The 25463-nt window shown below is 67.8% G+C and carries 21 protein-coding genes and 1 pseudogene; 10 read left to right on the top strand and 12 right to left on the bottom strand.

Features of this window, described 5'->3' with window-relative positions; genetic code table 11:
* Window positions 1–102: 102 nt before the first annotated feature.
* The 4 genes from ACQ859_RS01050 to ACQ859_RS01035 all read left to right on the top strand — a co-directional run bounded on the left by ACQ859_RS01050 (window position 103) and on the right by ACQ859_RS01035 (window position 3770).
* Entirely contained in the window at window positions 103–1776 is a 1674-nt protein-coding gene (locus ACQ859_RS01050; RefSeq protein WP_431264235.1) for a long-chain-fatty-acid--CoA ligase, read from the top strand.
* 87 nt (window positions 1777–1863) lie between these two features.
* The gene (locus tag ACQ859_RS01045; protein ID WP_431264234.1) at window positions 1864–2412 is read left to right on the top strand and encodes a hypothetical protein; all 549 of its coding nucleotides are present in this window, start codon (window positions 1864–1866) and stop codon (window positions 2410–2412) included.
* A gap of 53 nt (window positions 2413–2465) precedes the next feature.
* Window positions 2466–3023 carry an NADPH-dependent FMN reductase gene (locus ACQ859_RS01040; RefSeq protein WP_431264233.1) on the top strand — a complete coding sequence of 186 codons (558 nt, stop codon included), beginning with the start codon at window positions 2466–2468 and terminating at the stop codon, window positions 3021–3023.
* 3 nt (window positions 3024–3026) lie between these two features.
* Entirely contained in the window at window positions 3027–3770 is a 744-nt protein-coding gene (locus ACQ859_RS01035) for a 16S rRNA (uracil(1498)-N(3))-methyltransferase (RefSeq protein ID WP_431264232.1), read from the top strand.
* 173 nt (window positions 3771–3943) lie between these two features.
* On the opposite strand, the gene ACQ859_RS01030 is transcribed toward ACQ859_RS01035, so the two are convergent.
* From ACQ859_RS01030 to ACQ859_RS00990, 9 genes and pseudogenes are all read right to left on the bottom strand, one after another.
* Window positions 3944–4252, bottom strand: a complete 309-nt coding sequence (locus ACQ859_RS01030) for a type II toxin-antitoxin system RelE/ParE family toxin (RefSeq protein WP_431264231.1) — start codon at window positions 4250–4252, stop codon at window positions 3944–3946.
* Window positions 4249–4512: a ribbon-helix-helix domain-containing protein gene (locus ACQ859_RS01025; protein WP_431264230.1), complete on the bottom strand. Its 264-nt coding sequence runs from the start codon at window positions 4510–4512 to the stop codon at window positions 4249–4251. The genes ACQ859_RS01030 and ACQ859_RS01025 overlap by 4 nt, the downstream gene beginning before the upstream one ends.
* A 68-nt stretch (window positions 4513–4580) precedes the next feature.
* Window positions 4581–5867, bottom strand: a complete 1287-nt coding sequence (locus ACQ859_RS01020; RefSeq protein WP_431264229.1) for a THUMP domain-containing class I SAM-dependent RNA methyltransferase — start codon at window positions 5865–5867, stop codon at window positions 4581–4583.
* Between the two features lie 234 nt (window positions 5868–6101).
* Window positions 6102–7624: pseudogene (locus ACQ859_RS01015) on the bottom strand (RNA polymerase factor sigma-54).
* A 15-nt stretch (window positions 7625–7639) separates the two neighbouring features.
* Window positions 7640–8407: an LPS export ABC transporter ATP-binding protein gene (gene lptB, locus ACQ859_RS01010; protein ID WP_431264228.1), complete on the bottom strand. Its 768-nt coding sequence runs from the start codon at window positions 8405–8407 to the stop codon at window positions 7640–7642.
* Window positions 8404–9027 carry a lipopolysaccharide transport periplasmic protein LptA gene (gene lptA / locus ACQ859_RS01005; protein WP_431264227.1) on the bottom strand — a complete coding sequence of 208 codons (624 nt, stop codon included), beginning with the start codon at window positions 9025–9027 and terminating at the stop codon, window positions 8404–8406. The genes lptB and lptA overlap by 4 nt, the downstream gene beginning before the upstream one ends.
* A 258-nt stretch (window positions 9028–9285) precedes the next feature.
* Window positions 9286–10980 (bottom strand): ABC transporter ATP-binding protein, encoded by a 1695-nt coding sequence (locus ACQ859_RS01000; RefSeq protein WP_431264226.1) that lies wholly within the window; start codon window positions 10978–10980, stop codon window positions 9286–9288.
* Window positions 10981–10984: 4 nt separating this feature from the next.
* A complete protein-coding gene (locus ACQ859_RS00995) occupies window positions 10985–12037 on the bottom strand; it encodes an ABC transporter permease (protein WP_431264225.1) in 1053 nt (350 codons plus the stop codon).
* Complete coding sequence (locus ACQ859_RS00990) at window positions 12034–12972, bottom strand: ABC transporter permease (RefSeq protein ID WP_088408590.1); 939 nt, start codon at window positions 12970–12972, stop codon at window positions 12034–12036. The genes ACQ859_RS00995 and ACQ859_RS00990 overlap by 4 nt, the downstream gene beginning before the upstream one ends.
* A 322-nt stretch (window positions 12973–13294) precedes the next feature.
* Here ACQ859_RS00990 and ACQ859_RS00985 point away from each other — a divergent pair, with 322 nt between their 5' ends.
* From ACQ859_RS00985 to ACQ859_RS00970, 4 genes are all read left to right on the top strand, one after another.
* Window positions 13295–15178, top strand: a complete 1884-nt coding sequence (locus ACQ859_RS00985) for an ABC transporter substrate-binding protein (protein WP_431264224.1) — start codon at window positions 13295–13297, stop codon at window positions 15176–15178.
* Window positions 15179–15193: 15 nt separating this feature from the next.
* A complete protein-coding gene (locus tag ACQ859_RS00980) occupies window positions 15194–17074 on the top strand; it encodes an ABC transporter substrate-binding protein (RefSeq protein ID WP_431266700.1) in 1881 nt (626 codons plus the stop codon).
* A 41-nt stretch (window positions 17075–17115) separates the two neighbouring features.
* A complete protein-coding gene (locus ACQ859_RS00975; RefSeq protein ID WP_431264223.1) occupies window positions 17116–19017 on the top strand; it encodes an ABC transporter substrate-binding protein in 1902 nt (633 codons plus the stop codon).
* Window positions 19018–19176: 159 nt separating this feature from the next.
* Window positions 19177–21258 carry an acetoacetate--CoA ligase gene (locus ACQ859_RS00970; protein WP_431264222.1) on the top strand — a complete coding sequence of 694 codons (2082 nt, stop codon included), beginning with the start codon at window positions 19177–19179 and terminating at the stop codon, window positions 21256–21258.
* 21 nt (window positions 21259–21279) lie between these two features.
* Here ACQ859_RS00970 and ACQ859_RS00965 read toward each other — a convergent pair whose 3' ends face one another.
* From ACQ859_RS00965 to ACQ859_RS00955, 3 genes are read right to left on the bottom strand one after another with little or no spacing between them, the layout of a single operon-like run.
* The gene (locus tag ACQ859_RS00965; protein WP_431264221.1) at window positions 21280–21459 is read right to left on the bottom strand and encodes a hypothetical protein; all 180 of its coding nucleotides are present in this window, start codon (window positions 21457–21459) and stop codon (window positions 21280–21282) included.
* 56 nt (window positions 21460–21515) lie between these two features.
* A complete protein-coding gene (locus ACQ859_RS00960) occupies window positions 21516–21701 on the bottom strand; it encodes a hypothetical protein (RefSeq protein WP_431264220.1) in 186 nt (61 codons plus the stop codon).
* 32 nt (window positions 21702–21733) lie between these two features.
* The gene (locus tag ACQ859_RS00955) at window positions 21734–22222 is read right to left on the bottom strand and encodes a hypothetical protein (RefSeq protein WP_431264219.1); all 489 of its coding nucleotides are present in this window, start codon (window positions 22220–22222) and stop codon (window positions 21734–21736) included.
* A 388-nt stretch (window positions 22223–22610) separates the two neighbouring features.
* Here ACQ859_RS00955 and ACQ859_RS00950 point away from each other — a divergent pair, with 388 nt between their 5' ends.
* Window positions 22611–23240 carry a PEP-CTERM sorting domain-containing protein gene (locus ACQ859_RS00950; protein ID WP_431264218.1) on the top strand — a complete coding sequence of 210 codons (630 nt, stop codon included), beginning with the start codon at window positions 22611–22613 and terminating at the stop codon, window positions 23238–23240.
* Window positions 23241–23251: 11 nt separating this feature from the next.
* Window positions 23252–25444, top strand: coding sequence for a phosphocholine-specific phospholipase C (locus ACQ859_RS00945; protein ID WP_431264217.1), 2193 nt, complete (start codon window positions 23252–23254; stop codon window positions 25442–25444).
* The last annotated feature ends 19 nt before the right edge of the window (window positions 25445–25463 follow it).

Raw genomic sequence — 25463 nt, 5'->3', positions numbered from 1 at the left:
CGTTCTGGAGTCATCTCTCCACTTTGTGCGGTCTATCGAATCCCCTGATGGGGCGCCGATGGCGATCGGCGAGAATCCGCGCCGTACCTTGGAGACAGAACAATGGAGAAGAACTGGCTGAAGCACTATCCGGCGGGGGTGCCTGCCGAGATCGATGCGGACGTCTATCCCTCGCTCGTCGAGCTGATGGAAGCGGCGTTCAAGCAGTTCCCGGAGCGCCCCGCGTACAAGATGCTGGGCAAGTCGATCAGCTTCGCGCAGATCGACGAGGTCTCGCGCGCGCTGGCCGCGTACCTGCAGGGCCTGGGCCTGGAGAAGGGCGATCGCGTCGCGATCATGATGCCCAACATGCCGCAGTACCCGGTCACCGTCGCGGCGGTGCTGCGCGCCGGCTACGTCGTGGTGAACGTCAATCCGCTGTACACGCCGCGCGAGCTGGAGCACCAGCTCAAGGACGCCGGCGCGAAGGCGATCGTCATCGTCGAGAACTTCGCCGCCACGCTGCAGCAGGTGCTCGCGAACGTGCCGACCAAGCACATCGTGCTCGCGGCGATGGGCGACATGCTGGGCTTCGCCAAGGGCATGGTCGTCAACTACGTCGTGCGCAAGGTCAAGAAGCTGGTGCCGGCCTTCGAGCTGCCCTCGGCGGTGCGCTTCAACGACGCGGTCTCGAAAGGCCGTGCCCAGACCTACAAGCGTCCGGCGGTCGGTCCCAACGACATCGCGGTGCTGCAGTACACCGGCGGCACGACCGGGGTGTCCAAGGGCGCGGTGCTGCTGCATCGCAACCTGGTGGCCAACACGCTGCAGTGCGAGGCCTGGTACCAGCCCGCGCTGAAGAAGAAGCCGGCCGATGAACAGCTGATGAGCGTCTGCGCGCTGCCGCTGTATCACATCTTCGGTTTCACCACGAATCTGATGCTGTCGATGCGCGTCGGCGGCTGCAACGTGCTGATCCCCAACCCGCGCGACCTGCCGGCGGTGTTCAAGGAACTCAGCCGCCACAAGATCCACAGCCTGCCGGCGGTCAACACGCTCTTCATGGCGATGGCCAACCACGCGCAGTTCAACACGGTGGACTGGAGCGGGCTGGTGATCTCGGTCGGCGGCGGGATGGCCGTGCAGCAGGCGACGGCGCGGCTGTGGCTGGAAAAGACCGGCTGCCCGATCGTCGAAGGCTACGGCCTGTCGGAGACCTCGCCGGTCGCGTGCTGCAACCCGACGGACAGCACGGCCTACACCGGCTCGATCGGCCTGCCGCTGTCCGGCACCGAGGTGACGCTGCTCGACGACGACGGCAACGAGGTCCCGTCCGGCAGCGCCGGCGAGATCGCGATCCGCGGTCCGCAGGTGATGGCCGGTTACTGGCAGCGGCCGGACGAGACCGCCAAGGTCATGACGTCCGACGGTTACTTCCGCACCGGCGACATCGGCACGGTGGACGAGCGCGGCTTCTTCCGCATCGTCGACCGCAAGAAGGACATGATCCTGGTCAGCGGGTTCAACGTCTATCCGAACGAGATCGAGGACGTGCTGACGCAGATGCCGGGCGTGGCCGAGTGCGCCGCGGTCGGCGTGCCCGACGAGAAGGCCGGCGAGGCGGTGAAGGTCGTGATCGTGCGCCGCAACCCGGCGCTGACCGAAGCCGACGTGAAGGCCTTCTGCGAAGCCAACCTGACGGGCTACAAGCGCCCGCGGATCATCGAGTTCCGGACCGAACTGCCAAAAACGCCGGTTGGCAAGGTGCTGCGTCGTGAATTGCGCGACAAGAAGTAGCAGTCGGTAGCAGTTTTAGGGATTGCACTTGGGCGAAACCCGCCCTTGACGCCCTAAAGTTCGCCCTCCTGAGGAGGAGGCAAGGCCGTGCTCGAAGAACGCTACGAAAAGACAGAGGCCGGGAGGGCGGAGATCAAGTCGCGCGCGCTGGTGCAGGCGCGCGTGGCGCGCAACCTGTTGCTGGTGATCGACGCCAGCAAGTCCGGCGGTGACTGGGTGGGCGTGGTGCAAGGCGCCGCGCCGACGGATCTCGAACTGCTGGTGCAGCATCAACTGGTGAAGGTGACGGCCGGCGCGCCGCTGTCGCGGCCCATGGGTCCGGCATCGATCGCGACCCCGATGGGAACGGGCGGACCGTCGTCGCGGATGAGCGGCGCTTCGGCCTCGCGTTCCGCGGCGTCGCGGCTGGCGGGGGCACCGACCTCGTCGCTGCCCTTCCAGGAGCTGTACACCGCGCTGAGCACCTTCGCCAAGCAGCAGGGGCTGCTGAAGGGCTACAAGATCGCGCTGGAGGTCGAGCAATGCGCCGACATCCACCAGCTGCAGACGCTGGCGCTGGACATCATCGACCGCGTGCGTGCCGCCAAGGGCGACGCCGCGGCGCACGAGCTGCGTGCGACACTGGGGTTCAACTGAACCGGACCGCCTGACTTCCTGGAGGCGGTCCTTCCATTGTTGGGAGCCCCTCCATGTCCACGTCCTACCGCGTCGCGGTGCTGGTCGGCAGCCTGCGCAAGGCGTCGTTCAACCGCAAGCTGGCCCTCGCGCTGGCCGATATCGCCCCCGCTGAGCTGAAGCTCGAGATCGTCGAGATCGGCGCGCTGCCCTTCTACAACGAGGACGACGCGGCCGAGCCGCCGGCGGCCTGGGTGGAGTTCCGCAAGGCGGTGAAGTCCGCCGACGCGGTGCTGTTCGTGAGCCCCGAATACAACCGCTCGATCCCCGGCGTGCTGAAGAACGCGCTGGACGTGGGCTCGCGTCCGTACGGACAGAGCGCCTTCGACGGCAAGCCGGCGGCGGTGTTCACGCTGTCTCCGGGCGCGCTGGGCGGCTTCGGCGCGAACCACCATCTGCGCCAGGTGCTGGCCTGCCTGAACACGCCGCTGCTGCCGTCGCCGGAGGTCTACCTCGGCGGCGCGGCCGACATGTTCAAGGACGACGGCAGCTTCGCGAAGCCGGAGACGGAAGCCTTCCTGCGCAAGGTCCTGACGACCTTCGCGGCCTGGGTGGGCAAGCACAAGGGGTGAACGTTGGCGGCGAGGTTGTTTGTCGAGCAGCCGCTGGGTGCGGTCGGGCTCGAAGATGAGTTGGCGCTGCCCTCCGGGGCGGCGCGTCATGTGCAGGTGCTGCGGCTGCAGCCGGGGGACGAGGTCACCTTGTTCGACGGCAGCGGCGACGAGTGGACCGCGGTGGTCACGGCGATGGGGCGCAGCGAGGTCCGTGTCGCGCTGAAGGCGCGTCAGGCGGTGGATCGCGAGCTCAGGCGTGCGGTGACGTTGGCCGTGGTGATGCCGGCCAACGACCGGATGGACGGCATCGTCGAGAAGGCCTGCGAACTCGGCGCGGTGGCGATCCAGCCGCTGATGAGCGAGCGCTCCGTGCTGCGCCTCAGCGGCGACCGCGCGGACAAGAAGCGCGCGCACTGGCAAGGCGTCGCGATCGCGGCCGCCGAGCAGTGTGGTCGTTCGAAGCCTCTGCAGGTCGCGCCGGTGAAGACGCTGGCGTCCTGGCTCGCCGAGCTTCCCGCCGATGCCGACGAGCAGCGGTGGCTGCTGAGTCCCGTCGCTGCGCAGCCGCTGTCGTCGCTGACCTCGGCATCGAGCGATACGCAACGCATCACCGTCCTCAGCGGTCCCGAAGGTGGCCTCAGCCAGGTCGAGGAGCAGTCCGCCCGCTCACGCGGATTCAGCGCCGCGAAGCTCGGTCCGAGGATCTTGCGAGCCGACACTGCGCCGCTGGCTGTGCTCGGCTGGCTGGCGCTCAGCGAAGCCTGAGGCGAGGCTGGCCAGCAGTTCGTCGACGACATCCTTCATCGGGCGCCCGCGATTGTTGTCGGAGTCGTCGATGCCGCGATCGAGCGAGGCTTTGAACTCGCGAAGCCGCTCTTCCCGCTGCAAGCGCATTGCTTCCGTTTGCTGTGCATCCATTCGTCGATCCATTTCCAATCTCACGACCGCTCCCACGAGGCCAGCAGTGACTGGTGGTCTCGCGACATCTGCATGACGTGTGTGACCTCGACGGTGTCGTCGTCGAGGATGCGATAGAAGATTCGATAGTTGCCGTGCGTGCGGCGGCGAAAGCCGGCTGTCTCGAAGCCTGAGATCACGGGATATGACTCGGCCATGTGGCCGAGGCCCGCGATCTTTTCGTGCAGTTCCCCGATGAAAGAATCTGCACGGCGCTTGTTCTTGCGCGCGATGTACTGGTGTATTGACCGCAAGTCCGCCCACGCCTCCGGGTGGAGGCTGACCTTCATGCGCTGCGGTCGCCCTTGATTCCCAATTCCCGGTAAAGGCGGTCAAAAGCCTCTTCTACGGGGATGTACTCTGAAGACGGCGTCGACAGCCTGCTCTCAAGCAGCTCCTTGAACGCTTGTGCTTGAGCATCCCGCCAGCCCTTCAGCTCCTCACTCTCGCGCAGCACCTGCGTGCGCGACGAATACTTTCCGCTCTCGATCAGACTCAGCACGATGGCCTCCAGTTCGGGTCCCAGATCTGTGTGAATCATCTCGGTCATTCCCTCGAAAAGAAATCGCATCGTCGGGTGAGACTCATCCCCAGCAAGGGGGCCCACCTTCGGCGGAGTTACTCGTCGGAGTCAGTGTTCCCTGCGTTCTGCTTGCGAGCCGAGCCGGCGACGAGGTCGAACTTGAAGAGCCGGCATTCGATGGGTCCGTTCCACATCGGGATGCGGCGCGACTCCTTGAGTCGCATCTTGCTCGGCAACTTCATTTCCGGGCACAGCAGCCACGCGGTCCATCCCGCCGGATGCTGCGTGTAGGCGCGCTTCCAATGCGCTGAGAGGCGCGGGAAGAAGTCGTCGCCCGCATCGCGCTCTTCGGACAGCGCGCCGCCGTCCAGGCGCTGCGTGCCGGCCTTGCCGCGGACCTCGATCCGCTCGCCGTAAGGCGGGTTCAGCATCAGCGTGCCGGCCATGTCGTCCGGCAGCGCCGGCGCGGGACGTTCGAGCGCGTCACCGCCGTTGAACTGGATGTACTGCGCCACGCCGGCTCGCTCCGCGTTGCGTCGCGCGAAGTCGACCATCCGGAACGACACGTCGCTCGCGAAGATGGGCACCGCGGACGGACGCTCCGCCGCGCGGGCCTCTTCCTTGATCGCGCGCCACGCAGGGAGCAACGACTGGAATGGCTTCAGCTTCTCGAACGCGAAACGGCGCTGGATGCCCGGCGCGATGTTGCAGGCGATGGTCGCCGCTTCCACCGGGATCGTGCCCGAGCCGCAGCACGGGTCGTGCAGCGCGCCGCCCGCCTCGCGCGTGCCCTTCCAGCCCGCCGCGGCCAGCATCGCCGCCGCGAGTGTTTCCTTCAGTGGCGCATCGCCCTTGTCCTCGCGCCAGCCGCGCTTGAACAGCGATTCACCCGAGCTGTCGACGTAGACCGTCGCCAGGTCCTCGGTCAGATGCAGCTGCAGCGGCAGGTCGGGCCAGCGCGTGTCGACGCTCGGCCGCTCGCCGGTGGCGTCGCGCAGGATGTCGCAGACGGCGTCCTTCACCCGCAGCGTCGCGAAGTTCAGGCTGTGCAGCGGCGAGCGCTGCGCGGTCGTATCGACGCGCAGCGTCTGCTGCGGCGTGATCCAGCGCGTCCAGTCGACGGTGCGCGCGATCGCGTAGATGTCGTCCTCGTGGCGGTACTCCTCGCGCGCGACCTCGATCAGCACGCGCTGCGTGAGCCGGCTGTGCAGGTTGAGCCGCATCACCGCCGCGAGCGTGCCGTACAGGCCGACGCCGCCGCGGAAGGCCTTCGGGCCCTGCAGGCAATCGTCCGGGCCGAGGATGTCGCGCACCTCCGCCTCCAGCCAGTCTTCGACGCCGGCAGCGCAGGGCAGGAACAGGTGATAGGCGGAATCGGACATCGTGGGTGCGGCGTGAGTCGGGCGCAGAGCCGCCCGGGAGGATCAAGCGGCTGATTGTCCCACCGCCGGCCTGGCTGATCGAAGCGCTGCTGGCCCTCACCCCCACCCTCTCCCGCAAGCGGGAGAGGGCGTGAGAATGCACCGAGCCATTCGGAGCAGGACCACTGGGGTGGCCCCTCTCCCGCACTGCGGGAGAGGGCGGGGGTGAGGGCCAGCGGCGGTGGCAGGACGGCGTCAGCGCGACTTGCGCAGATTCGCCGGCGCGAGCTTGAGCGCCTCGCGGTACTTCGCGACGGTGCGTCGCGCCACAGTGATGCCCTGTTCGCCGAGCATCGTCGAGAGCTGGCTGTCCGACAGCGGACTCGCCGTGTTCTCCGCCGCGATGAACTGCTTGATCAGCGCGCGCACCGCCGTGCTCGACGCGTTGCCACCGGCCTCGGTCGACAGGCTCGACCCGAAGAAGTACTTCAGCTCGAAGGTCCCCACGGCGTGGCCATGTACTTGGCGGTCGTGACGCGCGAGATTGTCGACTCGTGCAATCCCAGCTCGTCGGCGATCTCCCGCAGCACCAGCGGTTTCATCGCCAGCTCGCCGTGCGTGAAGAAGCCGCGCTGCCGCTCGACGATCGCCTCGCTGACGCGCTGGATCGTGTCGAAGCGCTGCTGGATGTTCTTGATGAACCAGCGCGCCTCCTGCAGCTGCCCGCCCAGCGGCGAGTTGCTGACGCCGCCGCGCGTGGCGCGCAGCGCCTGCGCATACAGGTCGTTGATGCGCAGCTTGGGCAGCACGTCCGGATTGATGGACACGCGGAAGTTGCGCCCGGACTTCTGCACGATCACGTCGGGGATGACGGGCCGGTTCTCGCTGCGCGCGTAGCGGCGACCAGGCTTGGGTTCCAGCCCGGCGATCAGCGATTGCGCATCGCGCAGCAGCTCCTCGTCCGCGCCGGTCAGCGACATCAGCCGGCGCCAGTCGCGTTTGGCCAGCAGTTCCAGGTGCCGGCGGCAGATCACGATCGCCAGCGCCTGCTCGGGCGAGCGCGGCAGCGTGCGCAGCTGCAGCTCCAGGCATTCGCCGAGGTCGCGCGCGCCGACACCGGCGGGCTCCATCGACTGCAGCCACTTGAGCGCGACCTTGAAGCGGTCGAGCAGCTCCTCGCGCTGCTCCAGATCGGCGTCCTCGCCGAGGATCGCGGCGACGATCTCCTCGAGCGGATCCTCGAGATAGCCGTCCTCGTTGAGCGATTCGATCAGCGCCAGCAGCGCCGCGCGGTCCACCGCGCTGAGGTTCATGCCGGGGATCTGGCCGCGCAGCACGTCCTGCAGCGATTCGTCGGGCGCTTCGGTCTCGGGACGTTCATCATCGTCACCGGAGGACGACGACGCGCTGCCGGGCGTCTCGCGGATGCCGTCGAAGTCGTCGCGCTCGGTGCCGTTCTCCCAGTCGTCGCGCTCGGTGGTGCCGAATTCCTCGGCCCGCATCTCCTCACCGGCGGGCGTGTCCCCGGCGGGCGCGTCCGACTCGGTCTGCGCGACGCGCTCCTCGCGTTCCTCGCGCTCGGTCAGGCGTTCCTGCGTCGCGGTCGGCAGCGGCGCGTCGAATTCCTCGTCGGTCTCCAGCAGCGGGTTCGTCGCGAGCATCTGCTCCACCTCCTGGTGGAGCTCCAGCGTCGACAGCTGCAACAGACGGATGGACTGCTGCAGCTGAGGCGTCAGCGCAAGATGCTGGGACAGGCGAACCTGTAGCGTCGGCCTCATGTCGACTCCCGGCCCTTACATCTTGAAGTGTTCGCCGAGGTAGACCCTGCGCACGTCCTGATGCTCGACGATGTGCTGGGGCGTGCCTTCGGCGAGCACCGCCCCTTCGCTGATGATGTAGGCGCGGTCGCAGATGCCCAGGGTCTCGCGCACGTTGTGGTCGGTGATGAGCACGCCGATGCCGCGCTGCTTCAGGAAACGGATGATCCGCTGGATCTCCAGCACCGCGATCGGGTCGACGCCGGCGAAGGGCTCGTCCAGCAGGATGAAGCGCGGCTGCGTGGCCAGCGCGCGGGCGATCTCGACGCGGCGGCGCTCGCCGCCGGACAGCGCCGGCGCGGGCGTGTCGCGCAGCTTCTCGATCGACAGCTCGTTGAGCAGCTTGTCCAGCTCCGCGTCGATGCGCGAGGAGGGCCAGGCCTTGCCCTTGTCGTCGAGCTGCAGCTCGAGCACGGCGCGGATGTTCTCCTCGACGTTGAGCTTGCGGAAGATCGACGCTTCCTGCGGCAGGTAGCTCAGCCCCATGCGCGCGCGCTGGTGGATGGGCAGGGTCTGCACCGGCTGGCCGTCGATCTGGATCTCGCCGGCATCGGCGCGGACCAGGCCCACGATCATGTAGAAACTGGTCGTCTTGCCGGCCCCGTTCGGACCGAGCAGGCCGATCACCTCGCCGCTGTGCAGGTCGAGGTGGACATCCTTGACCACCTTCCGGACGCCGTAGGACTTCTGCAGGCCCCAGGCCTGGAGGCGGCTGCGGGAGGGATTCGTGGGGGTTTCCGTCATTGCTGGGGCGACTGGCGAGGCGTCAGGTTGATGCTGGGGCGCAACGGCAGCGGGGCGCTGCTGGCGGGCGGCGGCTCACTGGCGGCGTTGCGCGGCATCAGCACGACACGGCCGCGGCCGCTCGGATGCGGCGAACCGGTGCCGGTCTCGACGACCAGGCGCTCGGTGCGGTTGTCGTAATTCAGCGTGGCGCCGGACAGCGCCTGCTTCAGCTGGTCGCCCTGCATCACCCGCGCCTCGGCGTTGCCGACCAGGCGGATGGTCTCGGTGCGGGTGTCGTATTCGATCTGGTCGGCCCGGCCCTCGATGCGCTCGCCGGGCGTGTCCCGGTCCTGGCGGAAATGGACCTGCTTGGCGGAGGTGCCGTTGGCGTAGGCCTGGTAGTAGCCGTCGCTGGTCTCCTGCACGTCCATGCGATCGGCGCGCAGCTCCATCGAGCCCTTGGTCATGATCACGTTGCCGTTGAACTCGGACCGCTGCTTGACCTTGTCGATCGCGCCTTCACGGTCGAAGACCAGGTTCAATGGCTTGGCGCGGTCCTCCTTGGCGGCCTGCGACAAAGGCGCGGCCAATGCCAGCGCGAGCGCGGTCGACAACAGCAGGGGGCGGCGAAGCGACATGGGGGGATCCTGACGGCACAAAACTTGCTGGCCATTCTAGCCATCGCTGCGAGGAGGAGCAGGCGCCCGGCCCGCGTGAGCGAGGGGCCTAGTCTTCGCGCTTGTGGAAAGTTCGGTTTTGGTGCATTCCGCAGGCGGGCGGGGGACCGAGCAGGAGCCACCCGACTGGGGGCCCTTTTCTCCATCTCCCTCCTTCGCTTGTCTCCCGGCAAGCGAATTCCCTCCTTAAGTTCCGAAAAGGGCCCCCAGTCGGGCGGCTCAGGCAGCGCTCGCTGCAGGCTCCGTGCCTTGGTAACCGCGGGGAACCGCGCCCAGCAGTCGCTTCGTGTACTCCTGCTTCGGAGCGGCCAGCAGCGCGCGGGCATCGGCCTGCTCGACGACGTCGCCGTGCTGCATCACCAGCACCTCGTCGGAGATGAACTTCACCACCGCCAGGTCATGGCTGATGAAGATGTAGCTCAGACCGAATTCGTCCTGCAGGTCCTTCAGCAGGTTCAGCACCTGGGCCTGGACCGAAACGTCCAGCGCCGAGACGGCCTCGTCCAGTACCAGCACCTCGGGCTGCAGCGTCAGGCAGCGCGCGATCGCGATGCGCTGGCGCTGGCCGCCGGAGAACTCGTGCGGGTACTTGTGCAGCGCCGACTCGTCCAGACCGACCTTCTTCAGCAGCGCGCTGGCCGTGGCGATGCGCTCGTCGTGGCTCCCGCCGATGCCGTGGATCTCCATCGGCTCCAGCAGGGTCTGCACGATCGTGAAGCGCGGGTTCAGCGAGGCATACGGGTTCTGGAACACGACCTGGATCCGGCGGCGCATCTTCTGCCAGTCCGGGCCGTTCATCTTCAGCAGGTCCTGGCCTTCGAAGAGCACCTGGCCGCCGGTGGGCTCGTGCAGGCGCAACAGCGTCAGGCCCATCGTCGTCTTGCCGGAGCCGGACTCGCCCACCACGCCGAGCGTGTGGCCCTTGCGCAGCTGGAAGTCGACGCCCTTGACGGCCTTGAACTCGGTCTTGCTGAACAGGCCCGACTTGAAGAAGAAGCTCTTCTTCAGGCCCTTGACCTCGAGGATCACCGGCGCGTCCGGGTCCTTGGCCTTGCCCGTGCCTTCGGACACCAGGCGGCCGGCGATGTGGTCGTCGATGACCATCAGCCGCGCCGGGTTCTCCGTGAGCGAGGGGCGGCAGGCCAGCAGCGCCTTCGTGTACGCGTCCTGCGGGTGGTGGAAGATGTCCGCCACCGGCGCCTTCTCGCGGATCTCGCCATGGCGCATCACCACGACCTGGTCGGCGATCTCGCCCACCACGCCGAGGTCGTGCGAGATGAACAGCATGCTCATCTTGTGCGATTCCTTCAGGCGCGCGAGCAGCTCCATGACCTGACGCTGGATGGTCACGTCGAGCGCGGTGGTCGGCTCGTCGGCGATCAGCAGCTTGGGGCTGCAGGCCAGCGCGACCGCGATCATCACGCGCTGCTGCTGGCCGCCGGACATCTCGTGCGGATAGCTCTTCAGGCGCCGCTTCGGATCGGGGATGCCGACCTCGTTGAGCAGCTCCTCGGCGCGCACCAGTGCCTGGCGCCGGGTCATGCCCAGGTGCTTGATCAGCGGCTCCATGATCTGGTCGGCGACCGGGAACACCGGGTTCAGCGAGCTCATCGGATCCTGGAACACGCAGGCGATCTCGCGCCCGCGCACCGACTGGAGCTCGCGCAGCGAGGTCTTCAGCAGGTCGCGGCCCTGGAACAGGATCGCGCCCGTGCGCTCGGCGTTGTCGGGCAGCAGGTTGAGGATGGACATGGCCGTCACGCTCTTGCCCGAGCCGGACTCGCCCACCAGGGCGACCGTGCCGTTCTCCGGGATGTCGAAGCTGACGCCCTTGACGGCCAGCTGGCGCTGCATGACGCCGTCGACCTTGCCCATGCGGAAGGCGACCTTCAGGTCTTGAATGCTCAACAGCATGGCGTTACTCCAGACCGCGCAGTTTGGGATCGAGCGCGTCGCGCAACGCATCCGTGAAGAGGGCGAAGGCCGTGACGAACACCGCCATGAAGCCGGTCACCGCGGCCAGCTGCCACCAGTAGCCGAGGATCAGCTCGCTCTGCGCCTCGGCCAGCATCGTGCCCCAGGAGACCTGGTCCACGCTGACGCCCAGGCCCAGGTAGGACAGGATGACTTCGCTCTTGATGAAGCCCACCACGTGCAGCGAGAGCTGCACCAGCGCGACGTGCGAGACGTTGGGCAGGATGTGCTTGAACATGCGCGAGCTCTTGCTCGCGCCGATGGCCTCGGCGCTGCGCACGTATTCGCGCACGGAGTGCTTCATGAACTCGGCGCGGACCAGGCGGTAGATGCCGGTCCAGCCCGCCAGGCCCAGGATCATGACCACCGGCAGCACGCCGCGGCCGAAGACCACGGCGAAGGCGAAGATCAGCAGGATGTTGGGCATCGCCGTGAAGACGTTGTAGACCCACTCCAGGAAGTCGCCGACTTTGCCGCCGTAGAAGCCCGAGAGCGCGCCCAGCACGGTGCCGATGAGCGTGGCCACCAGCGCGGCCAGCACGCCGACCATGATGGAGATCTCGGCGCCTTTGATGGCCTTGGCCAGCACGTCGCGGCCCAGGCGGTCGCCGCCGAAGGGCAGCGTCTCGGCGCGCGGCGCCTCGTCGGTCTTGTACTGCTTGGCCTTCTCGGTCCACTCGGCGTACTTGGGCGCGAGCGGGTCGATGTCGCTCAGGTCGACGTTCGGGCCCTTGGGCTGGGCGATGGCGCCGGCGCTCTCGGCCGGCGCGGGACCCAGGAAGGTCGGCGGCGCGTTGGGCACGCCGGTCTCCTTCTGCCAGTCGCGGGCCACCAGGCCCAGGCCGGCGGCCAGCACCAGCAGCAGCGACAACGCGACGACGACCATCGCGAACATGCCGAGCTTGTCGGACTTCAGGCGTCGCCAGGAGGCGTGCCAGACGCCGCGCGAGCGTTGCGGCTTCGCGGCCGCCGTTTGATTGGACAGCACTGCGCTCATTTGAGGACCACCCGGGGGTCAACCAGCTTGTAGAGGAGGTCGGTGATCAGGTTGACCACCATCGTCAAGGCCGCGATGTAGATCGCGAAGGCCTGGATGACCGGATAGTCGTTGCGGTTGACCGCCAGCAGGATCTCGCGGCCCAGGCCCGGGATCGAGAAGAAGACCTCCAGCAGGAAGGAGCCGACGAACACGCCGGGCAGCGCCACGGAGATGTTGGTCATGATCGGGATCATCGCGTTGCGCAGCACGTGCTTGAGCAGGATGGTCTTCTCGGTCAGGCCTTTGGCGCGCGCGGTGCGCACGTACTCATGGCCGATCTCGTCGAGGAAGAAGGTGCGGTACAGCCGCGTGTACGGCGACAGCGCGACGGCCACCGCGACCAGCACCGGCAGCGGCGCGTAGGTCGTGAGGTTGGTCCACAGCGAGTCGCTCCAGCCCTGCACCGGGAACCAGCCGAGCCGGAACGCGAAGAAATACTGCGCCACGATCACGTAGACCAGCAGCGAGATCGACACCGCGACCGTCGTGAGGATCATGACCGCGCGGTCGGTGAGGCTGCCGCGCATGTAGGCGACGGCCAGCGCGAACGGGATCGCGAGGATCACTTCGAGCACGAGGATCGGCAGCATCACCGTCAGCGTGGCCGGCATGCGCGTGGCGAAGAGGTTGGCCACGGACTCGTTGGTCGCCCAGCTCTTGCCCCAGTCGAAGGTGACGATCTGCTGCAGGAAGATCAGCAGCTGTTCCCACACCGGCTTGTTCAGTCCGAGCTGATCGCGGATGGCCTCGATCTGGTCCTGGCTGGCGTTCAGGCCGCCCAGCACTTCAGCGGGATCGCCGCCGAACCATTTGAAGAGGAAGAACACCAGCAGCACGACCCCCAGCAAGGTGGGGATCATTTGCCACAGGCGCCTGATGAGATAGGCCGCCATACGCGCGGGACTCCAAGCAAGCGCCGCCGTGCCCGATGTCGGACCCGGCGACCGATAAAGACAAACCCCGGACGCTTGTGACGGCCGGGGCCTGAGGGTCGAAAACCACGCGCGAGTCTACGTGAGCGCCTGCAGGCCCCGACCCGGCATTTGCCCTGAATCCATCGGAGAAAACTGATGAAGCATGCTCGTGGAAGCAGGGTCGTTCATCCGCAATGCGCCCCTGTCGCCCGCGCGTTCGCGGTCTCGGGGTTGTTGGCATGGCGGGCGCGGACATCGCCCACTAGACTGGCGCGCTTTCGAATTCAAGGACGGCATCCAGATGCGACGCGGCATGGCCGGGACACGATCCCAGGCGCTCTTACTTTCGGCATCTCTCGCGTCATCCCTGGCGGTCCTGGCGACGTTCACGGCGATCCCGTCGAGCGCGCTGGCCGCCGATGACGCCACGCCCGCGGCCACGGCGCCCGCGCCCAAGGTGCTGCGCTACGCGATCCGCGTCGCGGAGACCGGCTTCGATCCGGCCCAGGTCACCGACCTGTACTCGCGCAACATCACCGCCGGCATCTTCGACGCGCCGCTGCGCTACAGCTACCTGGGCCGTCCCTACCGGCTCGAACCCGCCGTCACCGACGGCATGCCCGAGGTCAGCGACGACGCGCGCCGCTTCGTGTTCAAGCTCAAGCGCGGCGTGCTGTTCAGCGACGATCCCGCGTTCAAGGGCAAGCCGCGCGAACTCACCGCCGACGACCTGATCTACACGATCAAGCGCCACTACGACCCGCGCGTGAAGAGCGGCCACCTGTACCGCTTCGAGGGCGCGAAGATCCTCGGCCTGTCCGAGGTGCGCGCCGAGGCGCTGAAGAACAAGACGCCGTTCGACTACGACCGCCCGGTCGACGGCCTGCGCGCGCTGGACCGCTACACGGTCGAGATGCGCGTGGCCAACAGCGATCCGCGCATGCTGCTGCACTTCGCCGATCCGATGGTGGGCATCGTGGCGCGCGAGGTCGTCGAGTTCTACGGCGACCGGATCATGGAGCACCCGGTGGGCACCGGCGCGTGGAAGCTCGGCGAGTGGCGCCGGTCCTCGCGCATCGTGCTCGAGAAGAATCCCACCTACCGCGACGAGCGGTATCACGAGGACGTCGCCACGGCGAAGCCCGGGCTGGCCGATGCCGTGCGTCGCCTGCAGGGCCGCAAGCTGCCGCTGATCGACCGCGTCGAGATCGCCGTGATCGAGGAAAGCCAGCCGCGCTGGCTGTCCTTCCTGCGCAAGGAATTCGACCTGCTCGACGACCTGCCGGCGGAGTTCGCACCGGTCGGCATGCCGCAGAACAAGCTCGCCCCCAACCTGGTGAAGGAAGGCGTGAAGGCGGTCCGCTACGAGCGCGCGGACGTCGCGATCTCCTACTTCAACATGGAAGACCCGGTCGTCGGCGGCTACACGCCGGAGAAGATCGCGCTGCGCCGCGCGATCGCGCTCGGCGTGGACCTGGACCAGGAGATCCGCCTGCCGCGCCGCGGTCAGGCGATCCCGGCGCAGGGGATCATCTCGCCGGGCGTGACCGGCTACGACAAGGGCTTCAAGTCGGAGATGAGCCAGTTCGACCGGGCGCGCGCCAAGGCGCTGCTCGACCTGTACGGCTATGTCGACAAGGATGGCGACGGCTGGCGCGACCTGCCCGACGGCAGCCCGCTGGTGCTCGAATACGCGACGCAGCCCGACGGCCAGAACCGTCAGCTGGCCGAGCTCTGGCAGAAGAACATGGATGCGATCAACGTGCGCATCCGCTTCAAGATCGCGAAGTGGCCCGAGAACCTGAAGTCCGCCAACGCCGGCAAGCTGCAGATGTGGGGCATGGGCTGGAGCGCCGACGTCCCCGACGGCGAGAACTTCCTCGGCCTGGGTTACGTCGGCAGCAAGGGCCAGTCCAACAAGGCGCGCTTCGACATGCCCGAATACAACGCGCTGTACCGTCAGCAGCACGGCATGCCGGACGGTCCCGAGCGCCTCGCGGTCATGGACCGCGCGCAGAAGCTGCTGATCGCGTACATGCCCTACAAGGTCCATGTGCACCGCATCTTCACCGACATGACGCAACCCTGGGTCATCGGCTACGACAAGAACCTGTACCAGCGCGACTTCTACTCGTACGTCGACATCGACACCGACGCGCTGACCAAGGCCCACCTGAAGAAGTGAACTGACGCCGTGACGATGCCCCGCGCCCGATCTTTCCTGTCGACACTGCGCGGGCCCGTCCTCGCGTCCGCGCTGGCGCTGGCCGGCGTGAACGCCGGGCACGCGGCGGCCTCAGCGCCAGAGGCCGCACCGCATGCGGGGACGCCATCGTCCGCCGGGCCCAAGGTGCTGCGCTACGCCTTCCGCGTCGCGGAGACCGGCTTCGATCCCGCGAAGATCACCGACCTCTACTCGCGGATGATCACGCCCCACATGTTCGAGGGGCTCTACACCTACGACCAGCTGGCGCGGCCCGCGAAGATGAAGCCGCTGACCGCGGCGGCGCTGCCGGAGGCCTCCGCCGACTTCAAGACGTGGACGGTGAAGCTGCGCCCGGGCATCCGCTTCGCCGACGATCCGGCGTTCAAGGGCAGGACGCGCGAACTGACCGCCGAGGACTACGTGTATTCGTTCAAGCGCTTCGCCGATCCGGCGGTAGCGTCGCCGAACTGGAGCGAGATCGAGGAACTGGCGCTGGTCGGCCTCAACGAGTACCACGAGCAGGTCCGCAAGTCCGGCAAGCCCTTCGATTACGACAGGCCCATCGAGGGCCTGCGTGCGCTGGACCGCTACACGCTGCAGCTCAGGTCGAAGGAGACGCGGCCGCGCATGATGGAAGTCTTCGCGCAGGGTGACCTGTACGGCGCCGTCGCGCGTGAGGTGATCGAGGCCTATCCGGGCGACTCGATGGCCCATCCGGTGGGCACGGGACCGTTCGTGCTCAAGCAGTGGCGGCGCAGTTCGTTGATGGTGCTGGAGCGGAACCCGGCCTACCGCGAGCGGTTCTACGACCAGGAAGTCGACCCCGCGCCCGACGACACCGAAGGCCAGGCGCTGAAGGCCCGCTTCAAGGGCCGCCGCCTGCCGATGATCGACCGGGTCGAGGTCGGTGTCATCGAGGAGAACCAGCCGCGCTGGCTGTCCTTCCTGAACGGCGAGTACGACTTCATCGAGCGCACGCCCGAGGACTTCATCACCCAGGCGATGCCCAACGGCAGGATCGCGCCCAACCTCGAGAAGCAGGGCAAGCACGCGTACCGGACCGTCGCGTCGGACGTGCTGTTCACCGTGTTCAACATGGAAGACCCGCTGGTGGGCGGCTACACGCCGGACAAGATCGCGCTGCGCCGCGCGATCGGCCTGGCCATCGACGCCGGCCGCGAGCTGCGTCTGGTGCGCCGCGGCCAGGCCATGCTGGCGCAGTCGCTGTACATGCCGGGGACGACCGGCTACGACCCGGACTTCAAGAGCGACATGAGCAGCTTCGATCCGGCGCGCGCGAAAGCGCTGCTGGACCTCTACGGCTACGTCGACAAGGACGGCGACGGCTGGCGCGACCGGCCCGATGGCAGTCCGCTGCTGCTGGAGAGCCTGACCACGCCCGACCAGTTCCAGCGCCAGATCGACGAGATCGTGCGGAAGAACCTCGACGAGATCGGCGTGCGCATCGTCTTCAAGCCGGCGAAGTGGCCGGAGAACCTGAAGTCGCTGCGCGCCGGCAAGTACCAGATCTGGTCGCTGGCGACCTCGGCGTCCAAGCCGGACGGCCAGGACTCGCTGGCGCGGATGTACAGCGGGCAGATCGGCGCGCAGAACTACGCGCGCTTCCGGCTGCCGGCCGTCGACAAGCTCTACGACGAGGCCTCGCACCTGCCCGACGGGCCGGAGCGCCTGAAGCTCTTCGAGGAGACCAAGCGCTACGCGGTCGCCTACATGCCGTACAAGTACCGCGGCCACCGCTTCATCACCGACATCGCCCAGCCGCAGCTGGTCGGCTACCGCCGTCCGCAGTTCTGGCAGAACTGGTGGGAGTACGTGGACATCGATCCCGACGCCGCCGCGAAGTTCAAGCACTAGGTCAGGCACTAGGCCCCGACGTTTCAAGGTCCCGACATTCCATGCGTGCACGCCGTTCCGTTCCGTTCCTCCGCGCGACCGGCGCGTTGACGCAGGGCGCCGTGGCGCTCGCCGTCGTGGCCGGCGCGCTGCTCGCCACCCTGGCGACGTCCGCGGTCGCCGCGCCGCCCCCCGTCGCCAGGCCCGCCGAGGCGCCGCCCGCGAATCCGGACAAGCCGGAGAAGGTGCTGCGCTACGCCTTCCTCGTGGCCGAGACCGGTTTCGATCCCGCGCAGCTGAGCGACCTGTACTCGCGCATCGTCACGGCCCACATCTTCGAGTCGCTCTACAACTACGACTACCTCGCGCGTCCGTTCAAGCTCAAGCCCAACACGGCGGTGGCGATGCCGGAGGTGTCCGAGGACTTCCGCACCTGGACCATCAGGATCCGTCCGGGCATCTACTTCGCCGACGATCCGGCGTTCAAGGGCAAGCGGCGCGAACTGACCGCCGAGGACTACGTCTACAGCCTGAAGCGCTTCTACGATCCGGCGACCAAGGGGCCGCTGTACTCCAGCTTCAAGCAGGAGGGCATCCTCGGCCTGGAGGAGTTGCGCGTCGCGGCGCTGAAGACGAAGAAGCCCTTCGACTACGACAAGCCGGTCGAGGGCGTGCGCGCGCTGGACCGCTACACGCTGCAGTTCAAGCTCGCGGAACCTCGGCCGCGCTTCATCTACAACCTGGCCGGCGGCGACACCTACGGCGCGGTGGCGCGCGAGGTCATCGAGACCTACGCCGGCAAGACGATGGAGCACCCGGTCGGCACGGGGCCCTTCATGCTGGAGCGCTGGCGGCGCGGCTCGCTGATCCGGCTGGTGAAGAACCCCGGCTTCCGCGAGGTCTTCTACGACGCCCAGCCGGCGCCGGGCGACACGGAAGGCGAGCAGCTGGCGGCCCGTTTCAAGGGACGCAAGCTGCCGATGGTGGATGCGGTCGAGATCAGCATCATCGAGGCCGGCCAGCCGCGCTGGCTGTCCTACCTGAACCGCGAGTTCGACCTGCTCTATCAGCTGCCGGAGGAGTACGCGGACGTCGCCATCCCGCACGGCAAGCTCGCGCCCAACCTCGACAAGCAGGGGATGAAGCTGTACCGCGTGCTGGCGAGCGACCGCACGATGTACTACTTCAACATGGAGGACGCGACGGTCGGCGGCTACACGCCGGACAAGGTCGCGCTGCGCCGCGCCATCGGGCTGGCCACGGACGTGCCGACCGAGATCGTCACCACGCGCCACTTCCAGGCCGTGCCGGCGCAGTCCGTGATCGCGCCGGGGACCTGGGGCTACGAGGACGACTACAAGAGCGAGAACAGCGACTACGACCTGGCCCGCGCCAAGGCGCTGCTCGACACCTACGGGTATGTGGACAAGGACGGCGACGGCTGGCGCGACAAGCCCGACGGCAGCCCGCTGCTGCTGGAGGTGGCGTCCTCGCCGGATTCGCGCTCCAAGCCCTATGACGAGCTGTGGCAGCGCGACATGGACAAGCTGGGCATCCGGATGCGCATCCGCATGGCGCAGTGGCCGGAGAACCTGAAGTCGGCGCGCGCGGGACAGCTGATGATCTGGCAGCTGGGCTTCAACAGCTCGACGCCGGATGCGCAGCTGGGACTGGAGCTGCTCTACGGACCGGCGGCCGGCGGGCAGAACCTGGGCCGCTTCAAGCTCGAGCGCTACGACGAGCTCTACCGGCAGATGATGGTGCTGCCCGACGGTCCCGAACGCGCGGCGCTGCTGCGCGAGGCGCAGAAGCTGCTGACGGCGTACATGCCGCAGAAGTTCCGCGTGCACCGCATCGTGACCGACATCGCACAGCCCTGGGTGGTCGGCTACCGGCGGCCGTTCTTCAACCAGATCTTCTGGCCTTACGTCGACATCGAGACGGACAAGCTGCCGAAGCGCTAAGACCTTCTTACTCCCTCTCCCGCTTGCGGGAGAGGGCAGGGTGAGGGCCAGCGGCCGTCGCAGTACGGCAGAGCGAGCCCGGGCGATCGAACCGGTCACGCGCGTGACGGCCAGCCCGAAGGATCTCGGCTACCGTCAGGACTCGACAAGGAGTCCCGCATGCCCCCGACCCCGCAGATCGACCACTACCGCCGTTTCCTGCGTGAGCAGCGAGGCCTGGTCTTCGACGACTACGCGTCGCTCTGGGGCTGGTCGGTGACGGAGCTGGACGCGTTCTGGCGCAGCATCTGGGACCACTTCGACCTGCGCTCGGAGACGCCCTTCGAGGCGGCGCTCTGCGAGGAGCGCATGCCCGGCGCGGTCTGGTTCCGCGGCGCGACCTTGAACATCGCGGCGCAGGCGCTGCGGCACGTGGACGCGGCGGAAGCCGCGGGCCATCCGGCGATCGTCCACGCGAACGAGGCGATGCTCGCGCGCGGCGAGCTCGGCGAGATGCGCTGGTCCGAGCTGCGACGCCAGGTCGGCGCGCTCGCGGCCTCGATGCATGACCTTGGCGTTCGGCGCGGCGACCGCGTCGCCGCCTACCTGCCCAACGTGCCGGCGACGGCGGTGGCCTTCCTCGCCGTCGCGAGCCTGGGCGCGGTGTGGTCGGTGTGCTCGCCGGACATGGGACCGGTGGCGGTGCTGGACCGCTTCCGCCAGATCGAGCCCAAGCTGCTGATCGCCGCCGACGGCGTGCGTTACGCGGGGCAGGACATCGACCGCATGGGGATGCTGGGCCAACTGCTCGACGAACTGCCGACCGTGACGGACGTGGTGCTGCTCGGCAACCTGGATCCGCAGGCCGATCCTGCGCCGCTGGCTGCAGCCGGATCCGCTGCTGCTGCCGGTGGTCCTGCTGTCACGGAGGTGGCCGGGGCGAAGACGACACGCCGCGCCCACCGCTGGGACACGCTGATCGCCAACACGCGATCGCACGCGCCGGAGGCGGTGCCTTTCGACCATCCGCTGTGGATCGTCTATTCGAGCGGCACGACGGGCCTGCCGAAGCCGATCGTGCACGGACACGGCGGCGTCCTGCTGGAGATGCTCAAAGGCGCTATCCACAACAACGTCGGCGCCACGGCGGAGACGGGTGACCGCTTCCACTGGTACAGCTCGACGGGCTGGATCATGTGGAACTGCCAGGTCGGCGCGCTGATGGGCGGCACGACGATCTGCCTGTTCGACGGCAGTCCGGCGGGACCGAAGGACGCGCCGGACTGGAGCACCTTGTGGCGCTTCGTGGCGCTGTCGGGGGCGACCTTCTTCGGCGCTGGGGCGGCGTTCTACGCGAGCTGCCTGAAGGCCGGCGTCGAGCCGCTGACGCACGGCGACCTCAGCCGCCTGCGCGCGATCGGCAGCACGGGCAGCCCGCTGGCGGACGAGAGCTACGACTGGATCTGGGCGAACTGTCCCCGGCCTGAGGGCCGGCCGATCTGGATCTGCATCATCAGCGGCGGCACGGACTTCGCCGGCGCCTTCCTCACGGGGCTGATCACGGAGCCGCTGGTGCGCGGCCAGATGCAGGTGCGGAGCCTGGGCGCGGCGGTGCACGCGTTCTCGGAGGTCGATGCGGACGGACAGGGACGGGCGCTGATCGACGAGGTCGGCGAGCTCGTCTGCACGCGGCCGATGCCGTCGATGCCGCTGTACTTCTGGGGCGACCGGGACCACGAGCGCTACCTGTCGAGCTACTTCGACATGTACCGTGGCCCCAATGGCGAAGGCGTCTGGCGTCATGGCGACTGGCTGCGCGTCACGCCGTCGGGTGGCGGGATCATCTACGGTCGTTCGGACGCGACGATCAACCGCCACGGGATCCGGATGGGCACCTCGGAGCTGTACCGCGCGGTGGAGACGCATGCGGAGGTGCTGGACAGCCTGGTCGTGGACCTGGAGTACCTCGGCCGGCCGAGCTGCCTGCTGCTGTTCGTGCAACTGCGCGACGGACTGACGTTGGATGACGCGCTGCAACTGCGCTTGAAGACCTCGATCAAGAAGGCGCTGTCGGCGCGGCATGTGCCGGACGAGATCCACCAGGTCGAGGCGATCCCGCGCACGCTGTCAGGCAAGAAGATGGAGCTGCCGATCAAGAAGCTGCTGCTCGGCGCCACGGCGGATCAGGTCATGAAGCGCGACGCGATGGCGAATGCGGAGGCGGTCGCGTGGTATCAGCGGTTCGCCAAGGACCGCGCGTAGTCCGCGCTCCAACGCCACCTTTCAACGTGTGACACGTTGGGGGGTGAGGGATGGCGAAGTGACCTCCTCGCAATCGGTCATCAATTGATGCACCGCTTTCAACTGTTTGTCGACCAGAGCTTTCGAGATAGGGGCATCCAGCTCGTAGTCGGCGATCGCTCGTAGCTCCCGCTGCTGCCTGAGCAACTTGCTGATGGCCACCGATCGCTCCGATTCGACAGTGCTGCAGGCCTGGGCGGGATGCCGAAGTCGCGAGATCAATTGAGCGTGGACGCCACTGAATGGATCGCATGAGCCGCGCGCCGGAAGGCCCCCTCCCAGGCCAGACATCGGTGGTACGACGCGTAGTACGCGCGGTTGATGGACGCGCGTTGGGACGCCTCATCCGAGCGGCAACCGAGCTCGCGTGCGAGCCTGTGCCAGGCGCTGGGTTTGTTGGACATGACGAGCTCCAGGAATCTGCGTGGACAAGCGATCAGCAGGGGCCACCATCGGTCAGACGAAGGTAGAACGAATCGCGATCCAGGCGGTGACTTCGGAGGACGTCGTCGAGTCGTTTGTCCCAGGTGTTGGCATCCTCGTAGTCCAGCGAGGTATGCACGTCATATCGCGCCCAAGATCCTTCGTCAGTCTGGAAGGTGCAGAGCCAAGGCGTGCCTTCAAGGCGAATCCGATGGCGCCTCAGGAACTCTCCGGTCAGGTGCAGCATGGCCAAGGCATCCGACGGTGAAATCCTCTGATGCTTCAGGACTTCCTTCATGGCCCCCGCGGAGGCGTCCCAGTCCTCCATCGCACATCGGGCGATGAGGTCGGCGTCGGCTGCAGCGCCAAAGGCCACATGCGGGTGTCGCAACGCGTGAATCAGCGCGTCGAAATCTGCCTCGTTCGCGTCGGTTCGTTGAACGGGCAGTGACGTCACCGAAGTCTCGGCATCGGGACGATCGTTCTTGAATTTCACGCTCATTGTTCGCTCGCTTTCGTCGGTGGGTCTGGTGACCCGATGACTGCAGTGTCGGCAGAGAGGGCGCTTGCGTCTTTCCTCCAAAGTGCGGACTCGATGGGGGCGCTGATTCAGGGAGGTCAGTCCCCCTGCCGATACTGATCAAGGTCATTGCCCGCCCTGCGTTACATGACGCCTTCGCGTCGCTCCCGCGACGCGCCCCCGCTTCCAGGGACGGCGGCCCCGCGGGCAAGTTCCAGGCCCGTCGCTGACACCGACCGTTCACCGGTCTGTCACCCCGCCCTCTGAACATCCGCCGCGTTCCTCCGCGACCGCGCCATCAAGACCTGACCCCCGGGCAGATCGGCGTGCGGCTGCGGCGCTTCCTGTCCGCGACCTCCCTGGAGTCCCCATGCGCAAGCCCTTCGCCCGCTCCCTGTCCGCCCTCGTTACCCACGGCATCACCCGCGCCTGCCTGCCGCTGGTGCTGGCCGTCGCCGCGCCGTTCGTGTCCGCCACCGTCGTCACCTTCGACGACCTGGGCGACGACGGCTTCGTCCCCGCCCACTACGCCGGCCTCGACTGGTCCGCCAGCTCCTGGTTCCAGTACGCCGGCGAGCAGGCCCCGTACACGCCGCATTCCGGCGACCGCCGCGCCACGCTCGGCTTCGACGGCAGCAGCGCCACCAGCGCCATCGGCTTCCTCACGCCCAGCACCTACCAGGGCGCCTGGTTCTCCGGCTTCGACGGCGTCAGCGTCGCCGTCGACCTGTACCTCGGCGGCGCGCTCGTCGCATCGACCTCGCTGCTCAACCTCAGCGACAGCCCCGCGTTCCTCGGCAGCGGCTACGCCGGCCTCGTCGACCGCCTCGTGTTCCGCAGCAACGATCCGGCCTTCTTCGTCATGGACGACCTGACCTTCGCGTCCGCCGTGCCGGAACCCGCCTCGGGCGCGCTGGCGCTGGGCGGCCTGGCCGTCGCCGCGCTGGTGATCCGCCGCCGCAAGGCCGCGTCGTCGTCCACCGTCTCGTCCATCGCCTGAGGAGCCCCGCCATGACGCAGCAGCAACCGCCCCGCCGCCAGTTCCTCCGCGCCGTCGCCGGCGCCGCCGGCGCCACCGCCGCGATGACCAGCTTCCCGCCGGCCATCGCCCGCGCGCTGTCCATCAAGGCGGCCGTGCGCACCGGCACGATCCAGGACGTCGAGCACATCGTCATCCTGACCCAGGAGAACCGCTCCTTCGACCATTACTTCGGCACGCTGAACGGCGTGCGCGGCTTCGGCGATCCGTTCCCGGCGCCGGTGGCGGACTCCGCCAACGTCAAGGGCCGCTCGGTCTGGGTCCAGCCCACCGTCAACAACGCCGCGCCCGGCGCGATCGCGCCCTTCCACCTGAACACCGCACAGAACTTCGCCTTCATGCGCGTCAGCGGCACGCCGCACTCGTGGACCGACGCGCAGGCCGCCTGGGACCACGGCCGCATGAACAACTGGCCCAAGGCCAAGCAGAACCACTCGATGGGCCACTTCAAGGAGCAGGAGCTGCCCTTCCAGTTCGCCCTGGCCAACGCGTTCACGCTGTGCGACGCGTATCACTGCGCGACGCAGACCGGCACCAACACCAACCGCCTGTTCATCTGGACCGGTACCAACGATCCGCTGCGTCTGGGCAACGGCCCGTCCACCGACAACAGCCACGACTGGTTCAACCCGAACCCGCTCGACGACTACACCTGGACGACCTACCCTGAGCGCCTGCAGTCGGCCGGCATCAGCTGGCAGGTCTACCAGAACATGGACGACAACTTCACCGACAACTCGCTGGCCGGGTTCAAGGTGTTCCGCGACGGCTGGTACAACCGGCCGGGCTTCTCGCAGGTGCTGAAGGACCGCGGCATCTCGACGCGCGACCTGGACCGGCTGCGCGACGACGTGATCAACAACCGCCTGCCGCAGGTGTCGTGGGTCGTCGCGACCGCGGAGGGCTCCGAGCATCCCGGCCCGTCCAGCCCCGCGCAGGGCGCGGACTACACAGCCAAGGTGCTGGACGCGCTGACCTCGAATCCCGATGTCTGGGCCAAGACCGTCCTGTTCATCAACTTCGACGAGAACGACGGCTTCTTCGACCACGTACCGCCGCCGGCCGCGCCGTCGTACGTGAGCTGGAACGCGAACCCGGCGCAGGCGGTGCTCGCCGGCGCGTCGACGGTCGACACGACCGGTGAGTACTGCGAGATCCTCAACGGCGCCTCGGCCACCTACCTGCACCGTCCGTACGGCATGGGCCCGCGCGTGCCGCTGTACATCGTGTCGCCTTGGAGCAAGGGCGGCTGGGTGAACTCGCAGACCTCGGACCACACGTCGGTGCTGCGCTTCATCGAGGCGCGTTTCGGCGTGAAGGAGACCAACATCGGCGCCTGGCGTCGTGCGGTCGCGGGCGACCTGACCTCCTGCTTCAACTTCGCCGATCCGGAGGACAGCGAGTTCTTCTCGAAGCTGCCCGACACCGTCGCGCTCGCCAACAAGGCGCGCGCGCTGCCCGGCACGACGACGCCGGCGATTCCCGGCTCGCTGCAGTTGCCGTCGCAGGCTGCCGGCGTGCGCCCGGCGCGTGCGCTGCCTTACGACCTGCAGGCGACCAGCGCGGTGACGCCCGGCGCGGGGCCGAACGCGACGGCGATCGCGGTCACGTTCCAGAACACGGGCAGCGCCGCCGCCGTGTTCCATGTCTACGACCGCACGCGCCTGGGCGAGATCCCGCGCCGCTACACGGTCGAAGCGGGCAAGCAGCTCACCGGCAGCTTCACGCCGCAGAGCGCGGGCGCGTACGACCTCTGGGTCCTGGGTCCCAACGGTTTCCATCGCCACCTCGCGGGCAATGCGCGGCGTGCAGCGGCGGCGGGCCAGCCCAATCCGGATGTCATCGCGAAGTCCGCGCCGGCGACCGGCGAGCTGGTGCTGACGCTGGTCAACACCGGCCCGGTCGCGGCGGCTTTCACCATCGCGCACAACAAGTACCAGGGCACGGCGCCGCGCACGGTCAACGTGCCGGCGCGCAGCAGCAGCGAGGTGCGGGTCCCCGTCGCCGTCGCAGCGCATTGGTACGACGTGTCGGTGCGGGTGAACGGCCAGACCGACTTCCTGCGCCGCTTCGCCGGCCACATCGAGACCGGCGCGCCGTCGGTCAGCGATCCGGCGATGGAAGGCGTGGCGAAGGCGGATCAGTACCGCGTGCAGGGCGTGTAAAGGTCTGCCGTCGGCAGGG

Source organism: Roseateles chitinivorans (assembly GCF_050632235.1).
Taxonomy (GTDB): domain Bacteria; phylum Pseudomonadota; class Gammaproteobacteria; order Burkholderiales; family Burkholderiaceae_C; genus Roseateles; species Roseateles chitinivorans_A.
The sequence above is the reverse complement of the archived record's forward strand: the minus strand, read 5'-3'. Positions and strand labels throughout refer to the sequence as shown.

Excerpts from the sequence above, each read along its gene's own strand:
- ACQ859_RS01050 (WP_431264235.1), top strand. The coding sequence starts at position 103 with ATGGAGAAGAACTGGCTGAAGCACTATCCGGCGGGGGTGCCTGCCGAG.
- ACQ859_RS01040 (WP_431264233.1), top strand. The coding sequence starts at position 2,466 with ATGTCCACGTCCTACCGCGTCGCGGTGCTGGTCGGCAGCCTGCGCAAG.
- ACQ859_RS01030 (WP_431264231.1), bottom strand. The coding sequence starts at position 4,252 with ATGAAGGTCAGCCTCCACCCGGAGGCGTGGGCGGACTTGCGGTCAATA.
- ACQ859_RS01025 (WP_431264230.1), bottom strand. The coding sequence starts at position 4,512 with ATGACCGAGATGATTCACACAGATCTGGGACCCGAACTGGAGGCCATC.
- ACQ859_RS01020 (WP_431264229.1), bottom strand. The coding sequence starts at position 5,867 with ATGTCCGATTCCGCCTATCACCTGTTCCTGCCCTGCGCTGCCGGCGTC.
- lptB (WP_431264228.1), bottom strand. The coding sequence starts at position 8,407 with ATGACGGAAACCCCCACGAATCCCTCCCGCAGCCGCCTCCAGGCCTGG.
- lptA (WP_431264227.1), bottom strand. The coding sequence starts at position 9,027 with ATGTCGCTTCGCCGCCCCCTGCTGTTGTCGACCGCGCTCGCGCTGGCA.
- ACQ859_RS01000 (WP_431264226.1), bottom strand. The coding sequence starts at position 10,980 with ATGCTGTTGAGCATTCAAGACCTGAAGGTCGCCTTCCGCATGGGCAAG.
- ACQ859_RS00995 (WP_431264225.1), bottom strand. The coding sequence starts at position 12,037 with ATGAGCGCAGTGCTGTCCAATCAAACGGCGGCCGCGAAGCCGCAACGC.
- ACQ859_RS00990 (WP_088408590.1), bottom strand. The coding sequence starts at position 12,972 with ATGGCGGCCTATCTCATCAGGCGCCTGTGGCAAATGATCCCCACCTTG.
- ACQ859_RS00985 (WP_431264224.1), top strand. The coding sequence starts at position 13,295 with ATGCGACGCGGCATGGCCGGGACACGATCCCAGGCGCTCTTACTTTCG.
- ACQ859_RS00980 (WP_431266700.1), top strand. The coding sequence starts at position 15,194 with ATGCCCCGCGCCCGATCTTTCCTGTCGACACTGCGCGGGCCCGTCCTC.
- ACQ859_RS00975 (WP_431264223.1), top strand. The coding sequence starts at position 17,116 with ATGCGTGCACGCCGTTCCGTTCCGTTCCTCCGCGCGACCGGCGCGTTG.
- ACQ859_RS00970 (WP_431264222.1), top strand. The coding sequence starts at position 19,177 with ATGCCCCCGACCCCGCAGATCGACCACTACCGCCGTTTCCTGCGTGAG.
- ACQ859_RS00960 (WP_431264220.1), bottom strand. The coding sequence starts at position 21,701 with ATGTCCAACAAACCCAGCGCCTGGCACAGGCTCGCACGCGAGCTCGGT.
- ACQ859_RS00955 (WP_431264219.1), bottom strand. The coding sequence starts at position 22,222 with ATGAGCGTGAAATTCAAGAACGATCGTCCCGATGCCGAGACTTCGGTG.
- ACQ859_RS00950 (WP_431264218.1), top strand. The coding sequence starts at position 22,611 with ATGCGCAAGCCCTTCGCCCGCTCCCTGTCCGCCCTCGTTACCCACGGC.
- ACQ859_RS00945 (WP_431264217.1), top strand. The coding sequence starts at position 23,252 with ATGACGCAGCAGCAACCGCCCCGCCGCCAGTTCCTCCGCGCCGTCGCC.